At 58.2% G+C, this 18,423-nt stretch carries 17 protein-coding genes; 9 read left to right on the plus strand and 8 right to left on the minus strand.

Annotated elements, in window-relative coordinates:
* Positions 1 to 150 precede the first annotated feature (150 nt).
* Genes PEL8287_RS00400 through cobA form a run of 3 tightly spaced genes read right to left on the minus strand, consistent with a single transcriptional unit; the run spans position 151 to position 3,581 of the window.
* On the minus strand, positions 151 to 1,425 hold the full coding sequence (locus PEL8287_RS00400; RefSeq protein ID WP_085890376.1) for an MFS transporter: 1,275 nt from the start codon (positions 1,423 to 1,425) through the stop codon (positions 151 to 153).
* Between the two features lie 39 nt (positions 1,426 to 1,464).
* Positions 1,465 to 2,733, minus strand: coding sequence for a cobyrinic acid a,c-diamide synthase CobB (locus PEL8287_RS00405; RefSeq protein ID WP_085890377.1), 1,269 nt, complete (start codon positions 2,731 to 2,733; stop codon positions 1,465 to 1,467).
* Complete coding sequence (gene cobA / locus PEL8287_RS00410; protein WP_085890379.1) at positions 2,730 to 3,581, minus strand: uroporphyrinogen-III C-methyltransferase; 852 nt, start codon at positions 3,579 to 3,581, stop codon at positions 2,730 to 2,732. Before cobA ends, PEL8287_RS00405 begins: the two co-directional genes overlap by 4 nt.
* 217 nt (positions 3,582 to 3,798) lie before the next feature.
* Here cobA and PEL8287_RS00415 point away from each other — a divergent pair, with 217 nt between their 5' ends.
* Genes PEL8287_RS00415 through PEL8287_RS00430 form a run of 4 tightly spaced genes read left to right on the plus strand, consistent with a single transcriptional unit; the run spans position 3,799 to position 6,858 of the window.
* Complete coding sequence (locus PEL8287_RS00415) at positions 3,799 to 4,845, plus strand: cobalt-precorrin-5B (C(1))-methyltransferase (protein ID WP_085890380.1); 1,047 nt, start codon at positions 3,799 to 3,801, stop codon at positions 4,843 to 4,845.
* Positions 4,842 to 5,570, plus strand: a complete 729-nt coding sequence (locus PEL8287_RS00420; protein WP_085890381.1) for a cobalt-precorrin-6A reductase — start codon at positions 4,842 to 4,844, stop codon at positions 5,568 to 5,570. The genes PEL8287_RS00415 and PEL8287_RS00420 overlap by 4 nt, the downstream gene beginning before the upstream one ends.
* Positions 5,571 to 5,611: 41 nt before the next feature.
* Positions 5,612 to 6,196: a DNA-3-methyladenine glycosylase family protein gene (locus PEL8287_RS00425; RefSeq protein WP_176228541.1), complete on the plus strand. Its 585-nt coding sequence runs from the start codon at positions 5,612 to 5,614 to the stop codon at positions 6,194 to 6,196.
* Positions 6,193 to 6,858, plus strand: coding sequence for an alpha/beta hydrolase (locus tag PEL8287_RS00430; protein WP_085890382.1), 666 nt, complete (start codon positions 6,193 to 6,195; stop codon positions 6,856 to 6,858). The genes PEL8287_RS00425 and PEL8287_RS00430 overlap by 4 nt, the downstream gene beginning before the upstream one ends.
* Before the next feature lie 167 nt (positions 6,859 to 7,025).
* On the opposite strand, the gene PEL8287_RS00435 is transcribed toward PEL8287_RS00430, so the two are convergent.
* Positions 7,026 to 7,457 carry a VOC family protein gene (locus PEL8287_RS00435; RefSeq protein ID WP_085890384.1) on the minus strand — a complete coding sequence of 144 codons (432 nt, stop codon included), beginning with the start codon at positions 7,455 to 7,457 and terminating at the stop codon, positions 7,026 to 7,028.
* Between the two features lie 264 nt (positions 7,458 to 7,721).
* Here PEL8287_RS00435 and PEL8287_RS00440 point away from each other — a divergent pair, with 264 nt between their 5' ends.
* Positions 7,722 to 8,306, plus strand: coding sequence for an HNH endonuclease (locus PEL8287_RS00440; RefSeq protein ID WP_085890386.1), 585 nt, complete (start codon positions 7,722 to 7,724; stop codon positions 8,304 to 8,306).
* Between the two features lie 261 nt (positions 8,307 to 8,567).
* On the opposite strand, the gene PEL8287_RS00445 is transcribed toward PEL8287_RS00440, so the two are convergent.
* The 4 genes from PEL8287_RS00445 to PEL8287_RS00460 form a co-directional block, all read right to left on the minus strand.
* Positions 8,568 to 9,089 (minus strand): bactofilin family protein, encoded by a 522-nt coding sequence (locus PEL8287_RS00445; protein WP_085890388.1) that lies wholly within the window; start codon positions 9,087 to 9,089, stop codon positions 8,568 to 8,570.
* A complete protein-coding gene (locus PEL8287_RS00450) occupies positions 9,079 to 10,401 on the minus strand; it encodes a M23 family metallopeptidase (RefSeq protein WP_085890389.1) in 1,323 nt (440 codons plus the stop codon). The genes PEL8287_RS00445 and PEL8287_RS00450 overlap by 11 nt, the downstream gene beginning before the upstream one ends.
* A gap of 178 nt (positions 10,402 to 10,579) precedes the next feature.
* Entirely contained in the window at positions 10,580 to 11,407 is an 828-nt protein-coding gene (locus PEL8287_RS00455) for a ferritin-like domain-containing protein (protein WP_085890390.1), read from the minus strand.
* Complete coding sequence (locus PEL8287_RS00460; protein WP_085890392.1) at positions 11,404 to 11,865, minus strand: peroxiredoxin; 462 nt, start codon at positions 11,863 to 11,865, stop codon at positions 11,404 to 11,406. Before PEL8287_RS00460 ends, PEL8287_RS00455 begins: the two co-directional genes overlap by 4 nt.
* A 107-nt stretch (positions 11,866 to 11,972) precedes the next feature.
* Here PEL8287_RS00460 and PEL8287_RS00465 point away from each other — a divergent pair, with 107 nt between their 5' ends.
* The 4 genes from PEL8287_RS00465 (at position 11,973) to PEL8287_RS00480 (ending at position 18,421) form a co-directional block, all read left to right on the plus strand.
* Positions 11,973 to 15,329 carry an AsmA family protein gene (locus tag PEL8287_RS00465; protein ID WP_085890394.1) on the plus strand — a complete coding sequence of 1,119 codons (3,357 nt, stop codon included), beginning with the start codon at positions 11,973 to 11,975 and terminating at the stop codon, positions 15,327 to 15,329.
* The gene (gene queA / locus PEL8287_RS00470; protein ID WP_085890395.1) at positions 15,326 to 16,372 is read left to right on the plus strand and encodes a tRNA preQ1(34) S-adenosylmethionine ribosyltransferase-isomerase QueA; all 1,047 of its coding nucleotides are present in this window, start codon (positions 15,326 to 15,328) and stop codon (positions 16,370 to 16,372) included. Before PEL8287_RS00465 ends, queA begins: the two co-directional genes overlap by 4 nt.
* 105 nt (positions 16,373 to 16,477) lie before the next feature.
* Entirely contained in the window at positions 16,478 to 17,728 is a 1,251-nt protein-coding gene (locus PEL8287_RS00475; protein WP_085890397.1) for an MFS transporter, read from the plus strand.
* A 108-nt stretch (positions 17,729 to 17,836) separates the two neighbouring features.
* Positions 17,837 to 18,421 carry a DUF924 family protein gene (locus tag PEL8287_RS00480; protein ID WP_085890399.1) on the plus strand — a complete coding sequence of 195 codons (585 nt, stop codon included), beginning with the start codon at positions 17,837 to 17,839 and terminating at the stop codon, positions 18,419 to 18,421.
* Positions 18,422 to 18,423 lie beyond the last annotated feature (2 nt).

The following is an 18,423-nucleotide window of genomic DNA, read 5'->3' on the forward strand; positions in this document are numbered from 1 at the left end:
TGTCAAACGGAGACGCCTGCGGCGTCACAGGTTTTGGGCGGCCACGCGGTGGCCGCGGAGGGCAGACGGCGTGGATCATTCTTAAGGTCGGTGGTGAGGAGAGGGCCGGTGCCTCCGGCGGGGATATTTGGGGCAAGAAGAAATGGCGGGTCAGTCCATCTCTTTTGGTCGCAGCATCAGCCAGATCAGCGCAGCCCCCGCCAGCACCAGAAAAGGCACCATCGCAAGATTGACCGAGGCCCAGCCATCCTGTGCATTTCCTCCTGAGCAGTTCATCAGCCCGCCCGAAGACAGAGAGGCCAGTGTCACCCCGCCAAAGACCAGCAGATCGTTCAGCCCCTGCATCCGGCCACGCTCGTGTGGTTCGTGGGCGCCGGCCAGCATTGTGGTGGCCCCGATAAAGCCGAAATTCCAGCCCAGCCCAAGCAGGATGAGGGCAATAAAGAAATTGCCAAGCTCTACGCCCTGTAGCGCTACAATCCCGGCACAGGTCAGGATCAGCAGCCCGAGACCGACGATCTTTTCCACACCGAAACGGGCAATCAGGTGGCCGGTAAAGAAGGACGGGGCGAACATGGCCAGCACATGGCCGGTCACGATATCGGCGGCATTGCCCTGGGTGAAACCGCAGCCGACCACGGCGAGAGGGGTTGATGTCATCACCAGATTCATCAGCGCATAGGACACCATCGCACAGATCACCGCCACGGCGATACGCGGTGTCTTGAGCAATTCCATGCGGGTGCGCCCGCGTGGCGTGTCGGCGGCTGGAGGGACGGGTTTGGGAATGTCGATAAAGAAGAACAGAAGTGAACCGATCAGGTTTATTGCCACAACAGCAAGATAGGTTCCCATAAACGGAACAATCAGGGCCTGGCTGGTGGCCTTGACCAGTTGCGGACCGATCACCGCACTGGCCAGCCCGCCTGCCATCACATAGGAGATCGCACGGGGGCGGAAATTTTCGCTGGCCGTATCGGCAGCCGCGAACCGGTAAAAACCCTGCGCCGACATGTAAATGCCGCTGATCAGGCTGCCCAGCAGGAAGATCGGAAAGGAGGCCAGATAGAGCCCGTACGCCGCGACTGAACCGCCCAGTGCGCCAGCCCCGGCGCCGATGAGGAACCCGGCTTTGCGGCCCCAGCGTTGCATGACGGCCGAGATCGGCGTCGCAGCCAGCATCGAGCCCAGAACGATCAGTGAAATAGGCAGCGTGGCAAAACAGATATTCGTTGCCAGCGATTGCCCGGCCAGCCCGCCCACCACAAACATCATCGCCATTTGCGAGCCCAGAAAAGCCTGGGCCAGAATCAAGACCAACACATTGCGTCGTGCGCGATTGTCATCAGATAACGGGGCCCGTCCGCGTCCTGACAAGGGGGCGGGGGCCTCGGTTGGCGGTCGAATGGAACTGGTATCGGTCATTCGCCAACTGCTAGCGTCACGGCGTAGGGCCTGCAAGCGCTATTGGGCAGTATCAATCAGATGCGCAAAAGAGCCGTAGACGCGCCCCTTTGCCAGCCCCATATCGGGCAGGGCCACTCCTTCGGCATCGCGTGCTGCAAAAAGCGGCGCACCTTCGGCCCGAAGCGTGCTGGCATAGTGAAATTCATGACCCTTCAGAGCCGCCTTGAATGGGCCGGTCAGCGGTGTGAGGTGACGATAGCCCAGATGCAGGTGGCGTTCGGCAAAACTGGTCTCTAGTCCCAGCAGGCCGGCCATGGCGTGGTCTGTTCCTTCTGCATCTTTCAGACCCTCACCTAACACCATGTATCCGCCGCATTCTCCATATATGTCAGCAACTAATGAGGCTTTCCTCAGGCTTGACATAAAGTGTGAAGCCGCCGCAAGCGTCGCGGCGTGTAATTCCGGATAGCCGCCCGGCAGGAAAACGAAACCGGCCTCGGGTACAGGTTCATCCGCCAGTGGTGAGAAAAACCGAAGCTCGGCCCCTGCAGCCTTCCAATCTTCCAGCAGATGCGGATAGGCAAAGGCGAATGCCCGGTCTCGTGCCACGGCAATGACCTGCGCGGGCGGGTCCTGTCGAGGCGCGCCGCCCTCGTGGGGCAGCGGCACGGCCAGAGACATCAGCGCCTTGCGGTCCAGTGTTGTGGCCAATGCATCGGCGGCGCGGTTCAGAAAGGCCTCAAGATCGGGGCGCTCTTCGGCCTGAACCAGCCCCAGGTGGCGCGAAGGCTGTTTCAGCCCGGCGTCGCGCCGTAGCGCCGCCAGAACCGGCAGGCCAAGCGGGGCCAGGGCACGGCGCAGCATTGTCTCGTGCCGGTCAGACCCAACGCTGTTCAGAATCACACCGGCCAGGCGCACATTCGGGTCATGTGCTGCAAACCCGGCCACCAGCGGAGCAACCGATCCGGCCATGCGCCCGGCATCCACCACCAGAACCACCGGCAGCGCCAGATTGCGCGCCAGATCAGCCACCGCACCTCGACCATCAGGCGGTGCCCCGTCAAACAGGCCCATCGCGCCTTCGATGATCAAAAGACCGTCACCTGCGGCCAGATCCCGTATGCGCTCGGGCGTCATCGCCCAGGCATCCAGATTGGGGCAGGGCGCGCCGCAGGCGGCCTCGTGAAATCGGGGGTCGATATAATCGGGCCCTGATTTGGCGCCGCGCACCGATACACCCTCACGGGTAAGCAGCCGCAACAACGCCAGAGTGATCGTGGTTTTGCCCGAACCCGAGCTTGGGGCGGCAATAATCAGCCCGCTCATGACGCCTCGGCAGGGCGTCCGCGTCCAAGTGGGTCAAGGTTTCTGGGGGAATCTCCCGCCATCATGCCTTGCCAGTCCAGTACTTGACGCATCAGGACAGATCGCCCGACACACAGGATCGCAGGCGGCTCCAGTCCGCTGTTGGCGATGTCCGAGGCCATGCGCCCCAGTGTTGTCTCGAGCACTTGCTGATCCGGCGTTGTGGCTGCGCAAACTACGGCGCAGGGCTCATCCGCTGGGCGACCTGCGTCCAACAACGCTGTGCTTATCCGCTCGACATGTTTCATGCCCATGTAGATCACCAGTACCTGACTGCCTTGCGCAATAGCGCGCCAGTTCAGGGAGGAGGGCGTTTCACCCGATTGGTCGTGTCCGGTTACAAAGGTCACCGATTGGTTCACATCGCGGTGGGTTACCGGAATGCCCGCATAGGCCAGCCCGCCGATGCCCGCGCTGATGCCGGGAATAATTCGGACGGGTACGCCGTGCTGTACCAGCGTCTGCGCCTCTTCTCCTCCGCGGCCAAACACAAACGGATCGCCGCCTTTCAAGCGCAACACCCGCTTGCCCTCTTTCGCCATGTCCACCAACTGAAGCGAGATATCGCGCTGTTTGGCCGAAGGTTTGCCGCCGCGTTTGCCCGCGTAGACATGTTCGGCCTGCGGGGCCCAGTTCAGAATGTCCTCTTGCACCAGCGCGTCATAGATAACCACATCAGCCTGCCGCAGCGCATTGAGCGCATGCAGGGTCAGCAATCCCGAATCGCCCGGACCGGCACCGCACAACCATACCCATCCGGGCAGCAGTTCGGGCCATTGCCCGTTGGGTAGGGAAGGTGAGTCGTTCATTCCCTCTATATGCCGTTTCGGCAGCTATTGGAAAAGGTCGCAAACGACTTTGGTGACCCCGGTCTGCGACATCGGAGGCCCGACTGAACGTTGCTGCGCGCATTTTGTGCAAAACCCACCTGTAAACTGTGAAGACCCTACATAATTTCAGTGGGGCGTTGCATCGCGAAATTGGTAATTGGCCTTGCCCGTGAGCGTGCCTATAGTCCGCCCTGAGATGAGCCGGAAACCCGATACCCCTCTGCGCCGCGGCTGGACCACCGGCGCTTGTGCCACGGCTGCTACGCGCGCCGCGCTGATGATGCTGTGGGGCGAAGGTCGCCCGGATCGGGTGCGCATAACCTTGCCCAAAGGCGAACGGCCAGAGTTTGAGATTTCACGTTCGGATCAGGGGGATAACTGGGCCGAGGCTGGCGTGATCAAGGACGCGGGCGACGACCCTGACGTGACCCATGGCGCATTGATCCTGGCCCGCGTTACGCCGTCCAGCGGCGGTATAATTTTCCGCGCTGGCACGGGCGTTGGTACGGTCACCATGCCCGGTCTGCCCATCCCTCCGGGCGAGCCTGCGATCAACCCGGTGCCACGTCAGATGTTGACAGACACGGTCACCGAAATGGCGGCCCGTCTGGGTCAAGCCCCTGAAATTGAAATAACAATTTCTGTTCCCAACGGGGCGAAACTGGCCCGCCAAACATGGAATCCCCGGCTTGGCATCAAAGGTGGCCTGTCAATTTTGGGTACAACAGGCATCGTGCGCCCGTTCTCTTGTGCGGCCTGGATCGCCTCGATTCACCGCGGGATCGACGTGGCCCGCGCCGATGGTCTGACACATGTTGCTGGCTGCACCGGATCGACCAGCGAAAAGGCGGTTCAGGATCTGTACGGCCTTCCGGATCACGCCATGCTGGACATGGGAGATTTTGCCGGGGGGTTGTTGAAATATCTTGCGAAACATCCCGTGCCGCATATCACCATCGGGGGCGGAATCGGCAAGATGACCAAGCTGGCCCAGGGCGCGCGTGATTTGCATTCGGGCAGAAGTCAGGTGGATTTTGATGCCTTGGCTTCCACATTGGACATTCCGGAAATAAAATACATGAATACAGCGCTTCAAGTATATGAAAATGCACGGGAAAAAATGGCATATTGGGTTGCCGAAAATGCCCTGGCCCAAGTGCGCTCGATGCTCCCCGAGTGCGTCACTGCCGACACGGTAGTGATCGACCGCAAGGGCACTATTGTTGCAAGGGCAGGTGCATGACGTTGTTGTTGCTGGCAGGCACAGGTGAGGCCCAACAGATCGCCCGAACGCTGACCGAGTGGGGCACCGATGCTATTGCATCGCTTGCCGGGGCAACCCGGAGCCCACGCACGATTGGGCTGCCCACAAGAATTGGTGGGTTTGGCGGTGATGACGGGTTTTGTGCTTATCTGCACGAGAAGGGTATTACCGCGGTTCTGGATGCCACACACCCGTTTGCTCATCAAATCTCTGCCCGTACGGCCCGCATTTGCAGACACGAAGGTATTCCCTATTGCCAGCTTTTGCGCCTGGAATGGCGCCCCGGGCCGAAAGATCAATGGATATTCATCGACAGGGAAGAGGATGTCGCCTGCCACATCCCATCGGGATCAAATGTTTTTTTGGCAACCGGACGTCAAACCCTGGATCGGTTTGCCAACCTTGGTACATGCCGCCTGACCTGTCGCCAGATTGATCCACCTGACCGCCCTTTTCCCTTTCCCAACGGGGAATTTCTGGTGGGTCGCCCGCCCTTTTCGGTTGAGGAAGAACGCGAATTATTCAGGAAACTCAAGATCGACTGGCTGGTGGTCAAGAACGCAGGTGGTGACGCACCGCGCACCAAACTAACTGCGGCGCGTGAATTGGGCATTCGCGTCGCCATGATCAATCGCCCGCCTCAGCCCGAAGCTTTCAGGGTTCGCACGATTCAAGAGGCGCTGGATTGGGTGGCCGCCTTGTGATCGGCCGTGTCATTGAAACCGCTGAAGATCTTGAAGAAGGTATGTCGCATCTTGGCGCTCAATGCCCGCGCCTTGCCCGGGCTTATACGCAGACCGGTCGGCTTCCGCTCAGACGCAGACCAGATGGGTTTGAGCAGCTATTAAGCGCGATTGTCAGCCAGCAGGTCAGTGTGGCCTCAGCCAGTGCCATCTGGGGCAGGATGACAACGGCAGGGCTGACCACACGACCTCAGATCGTCGCCGCCAGCGATGATGATTTGCGGGCTGTGGGTCTGAGCCGTCAGAAAATCCGATACACGCGCGCGCTGTGTGACGCCGGCATCAATTATGCTGCTTTGAGAAACGCGCCGAATGAAGAGGTGATCGCAACCCTCATCCAGGTACCCGGCATCGGTACATGGACGGCCGAGATTTACTCCATGTTCAGCCTTGGTCGCGCCGATGTGTTTGCCCCCGGCGATCTTGCCCTGCAGGAAGCCGTGCGAATTCTGTATGACTTGCCGGATCGGCCAAATGAGCGGGCTCTGCGGCAGATGGCCGAACAATGGAACCCCTGGAGATCGGTTGCCGCGCGGCTTTTATGGGCTTACTACCGTCTGACGAAGGATCGGGAAGGGATAAGATGACACGTGTTTTGCAAGCAGGCCGCAAAGGCCCTCTTTCGGGGACGACCCGATCCGTTGTGGTTTTTTTGCATGGATATGGCGCCAATGGTGCTGATTTGATAGGGCTGGCCGACCCTTTGGAGGAGCATCTGCCAGACACTTTGTTTGTGGCCCCGGATGCACCCGAGACAATCCCGGGCATGCCCATGGGGCTACAGTGGTTTCCGATTCCGTGGATTGACGGCTCGTCCGAGGAAGAGGCCGAACGGGGATTAATAGCCGCGGCAAAAGATCTGAATGCCTTTCTTGATGCGTTGATGGTGGACGAGGATGTTCTGCCCGAACAGGTGGTGATTTTTGGCTTTAGTCAGGGCACGATGATGGCCCTGCATGTGGCCCCGCGTCGGGAAGATGCCGTGGCAGGTGTCGTCGCTTTTTCCGGGCGGCTTTTGTCACCGGAGCTTCTGAAAGATGAGGCGATCAGCAAACCGCCGGTTCTTTTGGTGCATGGTGATGCAGATGATGTGGTGCCCGTGCAATCCCTGCCACAGGCTGCCGAGGCACTGCAGAACGCTGGCTGGCAGGATGTCTACGCCCATGTGATGAAAGGTACAGCCCACGGCATTGCCCCAGATGGGTTGTCGGTAGCGCTGGCCTTTATGCGCGACAAACTGGGGCTTTAACCCGCACCAGCGGTGGTTTTTAAGAATGGAGCGCGCCTTTGGCGCGCACATTTTTGTCTCGTCATCGGCCTGTGGCCGCTTCCTCGGGGGCGGGCAGATATAAAAATTTATTGGTGCAGGGGTGATGACTTCGCCGGGACAAGTTCAGTTGCTCTGGCGCGACGCGATCACTCCCACAGGCGGGGCTCGGCCATTTCAAGAGAATTGCCGGCCGGGTCGCGGAAGTAGATTGAGCGTGCGCCATTCGGCCATGTGAAATTGGACTCGATCGGGTAACCTGCTGCCTCAAGCCTTTTGCGCCAGGCCGCAATTTCTGTAGCGCTGACGGCGAAGCACAGATGCCCGGGCCCGCGCGCTCCGTGTCCAGGAACCTGCAGGCGCGGATTGGAAGAGCCCCCAACGGTGGCGCGTGGGTCAAAGATCAGCAGGATCGTTGTGCCAACGCGATAAAAAATATGCCGTCCGTCAACGCGCGCCAACTCGGGCAGACCAAGGACCGTGCCATAGAAATCAGCGGCAGCGTCCAGATCATTCGCGTAGAGCGCGGCCTCAAGAACCGCGACGGGGCTTGGGGCGGAGGGAAGAGAATCATTGGACATGGGCTAAGTGTATGAGGTGTAAGTCGTTTGTACAAAATTGATGGCGAAGTTTTGCAGGTATCGAAAGGTGAAAGCGCTTTTCGCCAAGCCGGGCTCAGTCACCAGATTGCCACGATATCACTCTTTCTGCTGCTCAACATGTGCCCCAATATACCGTCTTGCCAGAGGTAAAACACGATATATAGTGGGCCTTGTGGGTGGGGCATGGGTGCCCGCGCCGATACCGGAACGTAGCAGCAGTCTGGGCAGAGGCACAGGAGTGGTATGGACGGAGATTTCAGAACCGAGTTTGTCAGGGAACCCGCCGCGCTGAGACAGTATCCGGCGCTGGTGCTGAATGCGGATTACAGGCCGCTTTCCTATTATCCTTTATCGTTGTGGAGCTGGCAGGAAGCGGTCAAGGCTGCTTATCTGGATCGCGTTGATATTATTGCGGAATATGACCATGTGGTGCATAGCCCAAGTACCGAGATAAGAATACCTTCGGTGATTGTGCTGAAGGATTATATCAAACCTCAAAAGCGCGTTGCATTTACGCGCTTTAATTTATTTCTAAGGGACGAATTTTGTTGCCAGTATTGCGGAGCCAAGGGCGATCTGACCTTTGATCACGTAGTACCCCGGGCCAGTGGCGGGGTAACAAGTTGGGAAAACGTTGTGGCCGCCTGCAGTCCCTGTAATTTACGCAAAGGCTCCAAGAGCTTGGCACGTGCAAATATGAGTCTGCGCAAGCCCCCGCGCGCACCGGGGGCCGAGCAGTTGCGCAATATGGGGCGCAAATTTCCCCCAAATCACCTGCATGAAAGCTGGCTGGACTTCCTGTATTGGGACGCCGAATTGCAGGCCTGAACTGCGCAGGAGGGACATACATTTTGGCCATAGTGAAATAGATTCCGAAGATTTTTTATTCGCACTACAGGATGAGTTTTCTAGGGCGTTCTGCGTTCGGGGCCTGTGTTTTCATGAGGTCGGCAGAGGTTTGTGTCAGGATGTCGATCCCAAACAGAATAAGGCGCCGCAGCCGGGCGCCTTTTAAGCAGGGTAAGGCATTTCGCATCACACCTGTGATCCAGCTTTTTCGCGAAACGTTCCGGTTGGATCGTTCCGGTATCAGGATTTCGCCGCGGGTTCCTGACGCGATGGCTCGGTGTTGACCGGTTTGCTGGATTTTGAGTTGAGCGGATCATCCTGACGCTGAACCGAGCCCTCGAAATGGGCGCCGGATTCGATGGCGATGGTTTTATGGATGATATCACCCTCGACCCGGGCGGTAGACGTCAGGCGTACCTTAAGGCCCCGGACACGGCCAACGATGCGGCCATTCACAACCACGTCATCTGCGATCACTTCGCCTTTGATGGTGGCACCTTCGCCGATGGTCAGCAGGTGCGCGCGGATGTCGCCCTCGACCGTGCCTTCAACCTGAATGTCGCCGGTGGTTTTCAGATTGCCCGTCACGTGCAGATCTGATGACAGAATCGATGCAGGCGGTTTGGCCTTGGGTGAGGCGGCCCGGAACTCAGCACCGGTGTCGGGCTTGTAGGCGTCCGGTTTGCGGTCAGCCGTTGCAGGCGTGGCCGCGTCTTCGGTTTTTTTAGGGGCGGGATCGTTGATTTTGCTTTTAGAAAACATCGTTTGCAGCCTTGATATAGATCATGGGATTGACGGCCCTGCCGCCGACACGAATTTCGTAGTGTAGATGCGTGCCTGTGGAACGTCCAGTGTTGCCCATATCACCAATCCGTTCCCCACGCGAGACCCTTTGACCCTTCTTAACGTGTATTTTAGACATATGCGCATAACGAGTCTCGATTCCAAACTCGTGTTGAATTTTGACCATGCGGCCATAGCCCGAAAGCCATTCGGCGTGAATCACGACGCCATCGCCGGTTGCGTAGATCGGGGTGCCATGAGGTGCCGCAAAATCGGTGCCTTTGTGCATTCGCCCCCACCGCATGCCGTAGCCCGACGTATAGCGAAACCTGTCTTTGACGGGAATCGCAAAGGGCGCCTTTTGTGCCGCGATCCGATAAAGATTCAGACGGTCCATCTGATTGAGGATACGATTCGCGCGCAGGGCGTCCGATGACGGGTCATCGCCACGCGTCGAGAAAGACAGCGGCATCATCGGGCCGCCCTGGCCGGAATAGCCACGGCGCACGGTGCTGAGCAGGCTGTTTGTATCCATGCCCGCCGCGCGGAACATCTTGTCAAGCGGCTCGACCGAAATGGTCATGGCTTCTTCCAACTGGCGGAAAATCTGATCGTTCTGATCCTGCATCAAGAGGATCTGCTGCGCCATTTCATCGGCCTGCAGCAGCGCAGACTGGGCGTTTTCAGTTATCTGGTCGCGCTCGCGTGCGGTGTCTTCAAGTGCTGTGGTCAGAAAATCAAGCGCGCCGTTTTCCGACGCAGCGTTGCCAGTGCCGGTGCCCGGCAGGATACCGTCGTCCTTAAGCGCCACCGCCAGGTTCTCGGCTTCCTGCCGCGCGTTTTCGCGTTCTTTCATGGTGCGGCGCAGGGTGCTCTGGATAACTTCGATACCGGTCGATAGCTCGCGGCGACGGGTTTCTGATTCCAGCAATTCGGATTGCATCGCCGAAATTTGTTCCAAAGCTGAGTTGAATCTTTCCTGCGCAGCAATCGCTTCTTCTGCGCGCTTGTCCCGTTCTTGAGACAGAGAGTTCAGCCGCGCCTCGTAGGTGTTTTGGTCGCGTTTGGCCTGTTCGCGGAAATTGCCCGATCCGATACTGTCCATCAACAGAATGGCCGTAGCGATAATGGCCCAGGCCACGATAGCCGAAGCGCCCAGAAATGCGGTTAGCTGAGTAACAGGCCGCAGACGAATAAAACGGGTGTCAGTGTCCGAGCGTAAAAATACCCGGCGTTCCGGAAAGTGCCGCTCGAGCAGCGCATCAAGTTTGATTGCGAGTCGTGTTCGCACGATTTCCCCCCGTTCCCCGTTTTCTTCGAATTGGGCGCTATTTGCAGCTTCCCCCAGCGCCTTCCGGAAGTGCTTAGCCAGTGCTTAACGTTTGGGCAAGAATTTTGAACCAGTGGTCAGAAAAATTGGGCCATTTGCTGCCGCGACGGCAAAAAATCGCCGATACGCAAGGGCTTGACTATCCTTTCGGGTGGCGTTCTTCGGCAAGGGGCCAGTAAAAATCGGGCGGCAGCCCGGCCTCGGCGCGTTTCTCTTCGTTGAACGGAGGCTTCAGGGGGCCATGAAAATAGGTTCGGACAAGGTGGTGGAACACCTCTTTGGGGTCTTTTTCGTGCCGCCCGCAAAGAAAGTGAAACCATTTTGATCCATAGGCGACGTGACCTACCTCTTCGGCGTAGATAACATTCATGGCAGTGACGGCTTTCTCGTCGCCAGCCTTCTGGAATATGTCGATCATGCCTGGTGTGACGTCCAGGCCACGCGCCTCCAGCACCATCGGCACAACGGCAAGGCGGCCCATGAAATCACCGGCTGTATCTTCTGCTGCGCGCCACATGCCGGCATGGGCTGGCAAGGCGCCATAAAAGCTGTCGTTTGCTTCAAGACATTCGCATATCAGATTGAAATGTTTTGATTCTTCGTCAGCGGATTTTACCCAGTCGTCATAAAAACCCAGGGGCATCGGAATTTCGCTGAACCGCGCGATGATATCCCAGTGCAGATCAACGGCATTCAGTTCGATATGCGCCACAGCATGCAGAATCGCGATGCGGCCCTTCTGGCTGCCGGGGCGCCGTCGGGGTACGTCGCGTGGATCCAGAAGCGTGGGACGTACAGGGCGGGCGGGCTGCATCGGCGGAGCGGCCGTACCGATCTCGATCAATTCGCCCCCCTCACGGGCTGCAAACCAGGTACGGGCGTGGGCCCGTGAAAGGGCGGTTTTTTCATGGCCGTCTGCGGTGGTCAGCACCTCGACGGCCATTTCAGACAGGGTTTTGGGAGTCATAGGGCGCGCGCTGCTTCCAAAACTTCCTCGGCATGACCGGGGACCTTGACCTTGTTCCAGACCCGGGCGATCCGGCCAGTGCCGTCAATCAGAAACGTAGTACGCTCGATCCCGAGAAATTTCTTGCCGTACATACTTTTTTCCTTCCAGACAGCATAGCGCTCGCAGACATCGCTGTCGGCATCCGACAAGAGGGCCACCTGCAGCCCGTGTTTGTCACGGAACTTGTCATGTTTGGCCAGTGTATCCTTGGAAATGCCGAAAACCGCAATGCCGGCAGCGTCAAATTCGGATTTCAGACCGGTAAAGGCGATGGCCTCGTTGGTGCAGCCGGGCGTGTCGTCGCGCGGATAAAAGAACAAAACAACGGGTTTCGGGTATAGCCCGGACAATGTGATTTCGCCGCCGCCATCGCGGGGCAGGGTGAAATCTGGGGCAGTTTCTGCGATTTCAGTCATGGCTGATCCTTGTGAAGCGAAAAAGTGAGTTTAATATTAGCGCGCAACAAGCGAGAATACAGGCATGAGGCAATCAGGATCGGCAAATAGCCGTCCGATCGGATCGAATGAGCGATAATACAGATCAAAAACCGCACCGCGGGCGAGGCAAAAGGATCGGGCTTTGGGCCTTTTGGATCCTTTTGGTGGTCTGTTGCGCGGGCGCGATTGGTGTTTATTCGGCGATTGGCAAACAGATCAGCGCGCCCGAGTATCTGCGTAAGAAGATTGTTGACCGTGCCAACACGGGGCTGCACGGCATTACTCTGGCCTTTGGCGATGTGGCTGTTGTGCTTAGCCGCGATCTGGTGCCGCGGCTTGTTCTGCAAAATGTCAGGGTCCACAACAATGCCGGCGCCACATTGCTGAACCTGTCCGATGTGCAAAGCACGGTGGCACTGAAGCCGTTGTTAAAGGGGCAGCTGCAACCAGCGTCCATTCGGTTGTCCGGCGCCCAGCTCAGGTTGCGGCGCGCGGCGAACGGAACAATTAATATCGCATTGGGTGAGGCCGGGTCGTGGGCGGAAGAAACCAATCTGGCCGCCATGATCGAACGCATTGATGCAGTTTTGCTGCAGCCGCAATTTGCAACCCTCGACAGTGTGACTGCCGACAGCCTGACAATGCGCTACGAAGACGTCCGCGCTGATCGTACCTGGATTGTGGATGGCGGGCGGATGTCTCTGACCCGCAAAGGCGATGACCTGCAGATCAGGGCAGATTTCTCGCTGTTGGGCGCGCGCGACTATGCCACCACTCTTGAAATGAACTATGCTGGCCGCATCGGTGAACTGGCGGCAAATGTAGGGTTCAGCTTTGAAGACATGCCGACACAAGACATCGCCGGTCAATCACCAGCACTGGCATGGCTTGGCGCACTCGATGCGCCGATTTCCGGTGCATTGCGCGCCTCGATTGATGGCAATGGCGAACTTGGCCCGCTGAACGCGGCGCTTCAGATTGGTGCAGGTGTTCTTCAGCCGACCCCGGAAACCAAGCCGATCGCCTTTACCTCGGCGCGCAGCTATTTCACCTACGACCCCAAGGCGCAGCGGATTCAGTTCAATGACCTGTCGCTGGTCAGTAAATGGGTCACGGCCCAGGCGGAAGGTCAGGCCATCTTGCTGGGCATGGAAAGCGGTTGGCCGGAAGAACTATTGGCGCAGATCCGGGTGTCCGAGATCAAAGCCAACCCTGATAACCTGTACCCCGAACCGATCTCAATTGATGCGGCAACCATGGATATGCGCCTGCACCTGGACCCTTTCCTTTTAAGTCTTGGGGAAATGAGTTTTGCCGATCAGGGGCGCCATCTGGTTCTAAACGGCAAGCTTGGCGCTGAAGCGGGCGGTTGGAACCTGGCGCTAAATGGTCGAATGGATGCGCTGACACCCGAGCGTCTGTTGCAGCTGTGGCCGCAAAGCGTGAAGGAAAAGACACGTAACTGGATCGGTGAAAACGTGGTCAAGGCGGCGCTGAGCAATATTCAGGTCGCCGTCAGGTCGTTGCCCCAGGAAAAGCCCAGCCTGTTTCTGGGATTTGATTATGAGGCGCTAGAGACCCGTTTCATCAAGAAGGTGCCCCATATCACGGGCGCATCGGGCCACGGATCGCTTTATGACGACCGGTTTGTGATTTCGGCGGACAAGGGGTTTGTCACGGCTGCGCAGGGTGGGCGGATTGCTATTGACGGAACCAGTTTCATTATCCCCGTTGTGCGGGTCAACAAGGCCCCCGCACGGGTGCGCTTGCAGACCGATAGCACGATCACAGCGGCGCTTTCGCTGTTGGATGAAGAGCCGTTTCAGTTTCTGAGCAAAGCCGGACAACCCGTCACCCTGGCAGACGGACGCGCGCAACTGAAAGGTCGGCTGGATTTTCTGCTGAAACCCAAATTGCAGCCGGATGAAGTAGCCTTTGATGTGGCAGGCAAACTGTCAGGCGTGCGCAGCGAGACACTGGTGGAGGGCCGGGTTCTGGCGGCCAGCGAACTGGCGGTCACTGTCAACAACACCAGGATTGAGGTGGGGGGTGTTGGCCGCATCGGGCGGGTCCCGTTCACCGGAAAGTGGCAGACCCGGTTGGGCAAGCAAGCCGAGGGCAAGAGTGCCGTGACCGGCAAGATAGAGCTGTCCGAGCAATTTGCCGATGAATTCAGCATCGGGCTGCCGCCGGGAAGCATCTCAGGCAGCGGATCTGCGGATTTCAGAATTGACCTGGTAAAGGACAATCCTGGTCGCTTTGTGCTGAAATCCGATCTGTCCGGTGTCGGGCTGAGCCTGCGGCAATTGGACTGGAGCCTGCCACAAAGCACACGCGGCAGTCTTGAAGTGTCAGGCCGTCTGGGCAAGCCACCCGCGATTGATCTGATCAGTCTGGATGCCGGGGGCATGCAGGCACAGGGCACGGTCAGCTTGAAATCTGATGGCCAGCTTGACCGGGCCAAGTTCAGCCGGGTGGCCATCGGCACCTGGCTGAGCGCGCCCGTAGAACTGATCGGGCGTGGACCAGGAGCGGCGCCTGCGGTCCGGGTGAGTGGGGGGATGATTGACCTCAGGCAAACCTCATTGAGTGGCGATGGATCGGGGCGTGCGGCCCAGAAACGGGGCGGCCCGGTGACGCTGTCACTGGATAGGCTGCAGGTTTCCGATGGTATCGCCCTGCAGAACTTTCAGGCGGAGCTGGATATGTCCAGAGGCGTTGACGGGAACTTTTCCGGCAAGGTCAACGGCGGCGCGGAAATCACCGGTCGTGTTGTGCCCCGAAACGGCCGCAGCGCATTCAGAATTCAATCCATTAACGCCGGCGCGGTCATGAGTTCGGCCGGAATGTTGAAAAAGGCCCGCAACGGCGATATGGACCTTGTCCTGATCCCGGCGCCTGAACCTGGCAGCTATGACGGGCAATTAAAAATCATGGGTATAAGGCTGAAAAACGCCCCGGCACTTGGGGCTCTGCTGAATGCCATCAGTGTTGTCGGCCTGTTGCAGCAACTGGATGGTGAGGGCATTCATTTTAGCGAAGTCGATGCGCGGTTCCGGTTGACGCCCGAGCGGGTGACGTTGTTAAGCGGCAGTGGGGTTGGCGCATCGATCGGGATTTCGATGGACGGTTATTACTTCCTGGAAAGTGGGCGTATGGACATGCAGGGGGTCATCTCGCCAATCTATTTGGTGAATGCCATAGGCGGGATGTTTACCCGCAAGGGCGAAGGGTTGATCGGGTTTAACTACAATCTGAAGGGAACGGCCGCCAATCCCCGGGTTCAGGTGAATCCGCTGTCGGCGCTGACGCCGGGTTTGTTTCGTGAAATTTTCCGCCGGCCAGCGCCTACGGTGTCGCAGGAAAGGGGTGGAGCACCGCAACCGATCCAGCCGCAACAACCCGAGAAAGAACCTGAACCAGAGCAGGACGTGTCACGATGAAGCTGAGCGATTTCGATTTCGCCTTGCCGGAAGATCTGATTGCAACGCGCCCCGCACGGCCGCGCAGTTCGGCGCGGATGCTGGTAGCAACAGGCGATTCCATAACCGACGCATGTGTCAGTGATCTGGGGCAATGGTTGCGCAAAGGGGACCGTTTGGTGCTGAACGACACCAGGGTAATTCCCGCGCGGCTGACCGGCCAGCGCAGACGCAGTGGCGATCAGGGCGACAGCGTGGCACGAATAGAGGTGACACTGCTGGATCCGCAGGCCGATGGCCACTGGACGGCGCTTGTCAAGCCGCTGAAAAAGTTGCGTGAGGGCGAAGAGGTGCGTTTTGGCGCGGGTCTTTCGGCAATTCTGACTGCCAAGGTGGACGGGCAGGCGGTGCTATGGTTCAATCTGTCGGGAGATGAATTTGATGATGCCCTGGCCCGGGCAGGCGCGATGCCGCTGCCGCCCTATATTGCTGCAAAACGGCCTGCGGATGCCCAGGACAAGACCGACTACCAGACCGTATTCGCCCGCAACCCCGGTGCTGTGGCCGCGCCGACAGCCTCGTTGCATTTCGACGAGCAGCTGTTGCAAGGCCTGCGCGACAGTGGCGTCGCCTTTAGCCATGTCACGCTGCACGTCGGGGCGGGGACATTCCTGCCGGTCAAGGTCGAGGATGTGACAACGCATAAAATGCATGCCGAATGGGGTGAGGTAAATGCGCAGGCGGCGGAAGAGATTGCCGCGACAAAAGCTGCGGGCGGACGTATCATTCCGGTGGGCACCACAGCGCTGCGCCTGATTGAAAGTGCTGCGCGTGGTGGGCAGATCGCACCCTGGAGCGGCGAAACTGATATCTTTATCTACCCGGGGTTCGAATTTCGGGTGGCTGATGCGCTGATGACCAATTTCCATCTGCCCTGTTCAACCTTGATGATGCTGGTGTCTGCCCTGATGGGACAGGACCGGATTCGGCGGATTTACGGCCACGCCATCGCTGAAAAGTACAGATTCTTTTCTTATGGCGACGCTTCATTGTTGATCCCATAGAAAAACACTGTCACCGGGGCGTTTGTGACACGGTGTGAGTCGTGTTTTGCGGGCAACCACGGTTTTGTTCGCTATAGTGAGGCGTCAATCGACAGGAGACGCGCGATGATCAAGGTGCTGTCCAGTGCTTGGGCCCTGCTTTTGGGCATGATGCTTTTGCAGGTCGGAAACGGCATCCAGGGGACACTTCTGGGTATCCGTGGCGGGATCGAAGGGTTTTCCACATTCGAGATGTCGGTTGTAATGTCGGCCTATTTCGTGGGCTTTCTGTTCGGGTCGCGGATGGCGCCAGAAATGATCCGTCGTGTGGGCCACGTGCGGGTCTTTGCTGCATTGGGTTCACTTATCTCGGCGGTGCTGATCCTCTATCCGGTTCTGGCCAACCCCTGGGCCTGGGCGGCAGGGCGTATCCTGATCGGGTTCTGTTTTTCGGGCGTCTATGTGACGGCGGAAAGCTGGCTGAACAATTCAGCCACCAACGAGACGCGCGGTCAGGCATTATCGCTTTACATGATCATGCAGATGATCGGCATCGTATCAGCACAGGGTGTGATGGTTCTGGCCGATCCGTCGGGCTATGTGTTGTTTGTCATTCCTTCTGTTCTGGTCTCGCTGGCCTTTGCGCCGATCCTGTTGTCGATCAGCCCGACACCGGCTTTCGGATCTACCAAGCCATTGTCTTTGCGGGAGATTATGAAGATTTCTCCACTTGGGTGCGTTGGCATGCTGCTGCTTGGCGGGGTATTCTCGGCGCAGTTTGGCATGGCGGCTGTGTACGGCGCCGAGGCCGGGTTGAGCGTTGGGCAGATCTCGGCATTTGTGGCGGCGTTTTATGTCGGCGCACTGTTTATTCAGTACCCATTGGGCTGGTTGTCGGACAGGATGGACCGCCGGGTATTGATTACCGGGACGGCTGTTGTCACCGGGTCTGGCGCGCTGATCGGGATGGTTTTTGGGGACTTCTTTTACATGTTGCTGGTTGCTGCCTTTCTGGTCGGGGGCACGTCAAACCCGCTGTATTCGCTGTTGATCGCCTACACCAATGACTTTCTGGAGCATGATGATATGGCTGCCGCCGCGGGCGGCATGGTGTTCATCAACGGACTGGGCGCCGTGGCCGGACCGCTGGCGGTTGGCTGGATGATGGGAGTCATCGGGCCAAGCGGGTATTTCCTGTTCATTGCAGCGCTGATGTTTGCCATGGTGGGCTATGCTGCCTACCGGATGACACAGCGGGCAGCAACGCCGGTTTCCGAGACCGACAGCTATGCGCCTGTGCTGCCGTCTTCGTCGCCGATGGCGGTGGAATTCGCCCAGGAATACGCCATTGAAACCGCTCAGGAAGAGCATATTTAGCGCAGTGAAGCAAAATATGTCGCAATTGTAGTAATAATTTACTGTAATTCGAAAGTAAGTTGCAGTTAACGTGAATTAATTATCATAGGCAATGCAAGGAGTAACCCTATGGTGGCGCCGGAAGAGGTACTGAGTTTTTGGTTGGATGACGTGGGCCCATCGGGTTGGTACGATGCCTCGGATGAGTTGGACAAGACCATTCGCGACAAGTTTGAGACCGCCTGGAATGAAGCCCGAGAAGGTGCATACGGCCTATGGCTGACATATCCCAGCGGGACACTGGCCTATATTATCCTGATGGATCAATTGCCGCGCAACATGTTCAGGGGGCAGGCCCAGGCCTTTGCCACCGACAGACATGCCAATGCCGCGGCCAAGGTCGCGGTCCATCGAAAATGGGACATGCGAATTGATGAACCTGCCCGGCAGTTTTTCTATCTGCCGATGATGCATTCCGAAAACCTGTGCGATCAGGAACGTTGTGTCCGGCTGATGTGCGAACGCATGCCGGTATATGGTCCTGCAAATCTGTTGCATGCCCGCGCCCACCGCGAGGTGATCCGGCAGTTTGGGCGGTTCCCTTATCGCAATGCCGTATTGTCGCGCGCGTCTACCGAACCCGAGCAGGCCTATGTCGCCAAAGGCGGCTATGGCACAACCGTTCGGCAATTGCAGGCGGACGAGGCCGCCTGAAA

Origin of the sequence: Roseovarius litorisediminis (assembly GCF_900172295.1) — a bacterium.
GTDB lineage: Bacteria > Pseudomonadota > Alphaproteobacteria > Rhodobacterales > Rhodobacteraceae > Roseovarius > Roseovarius litorisediminis.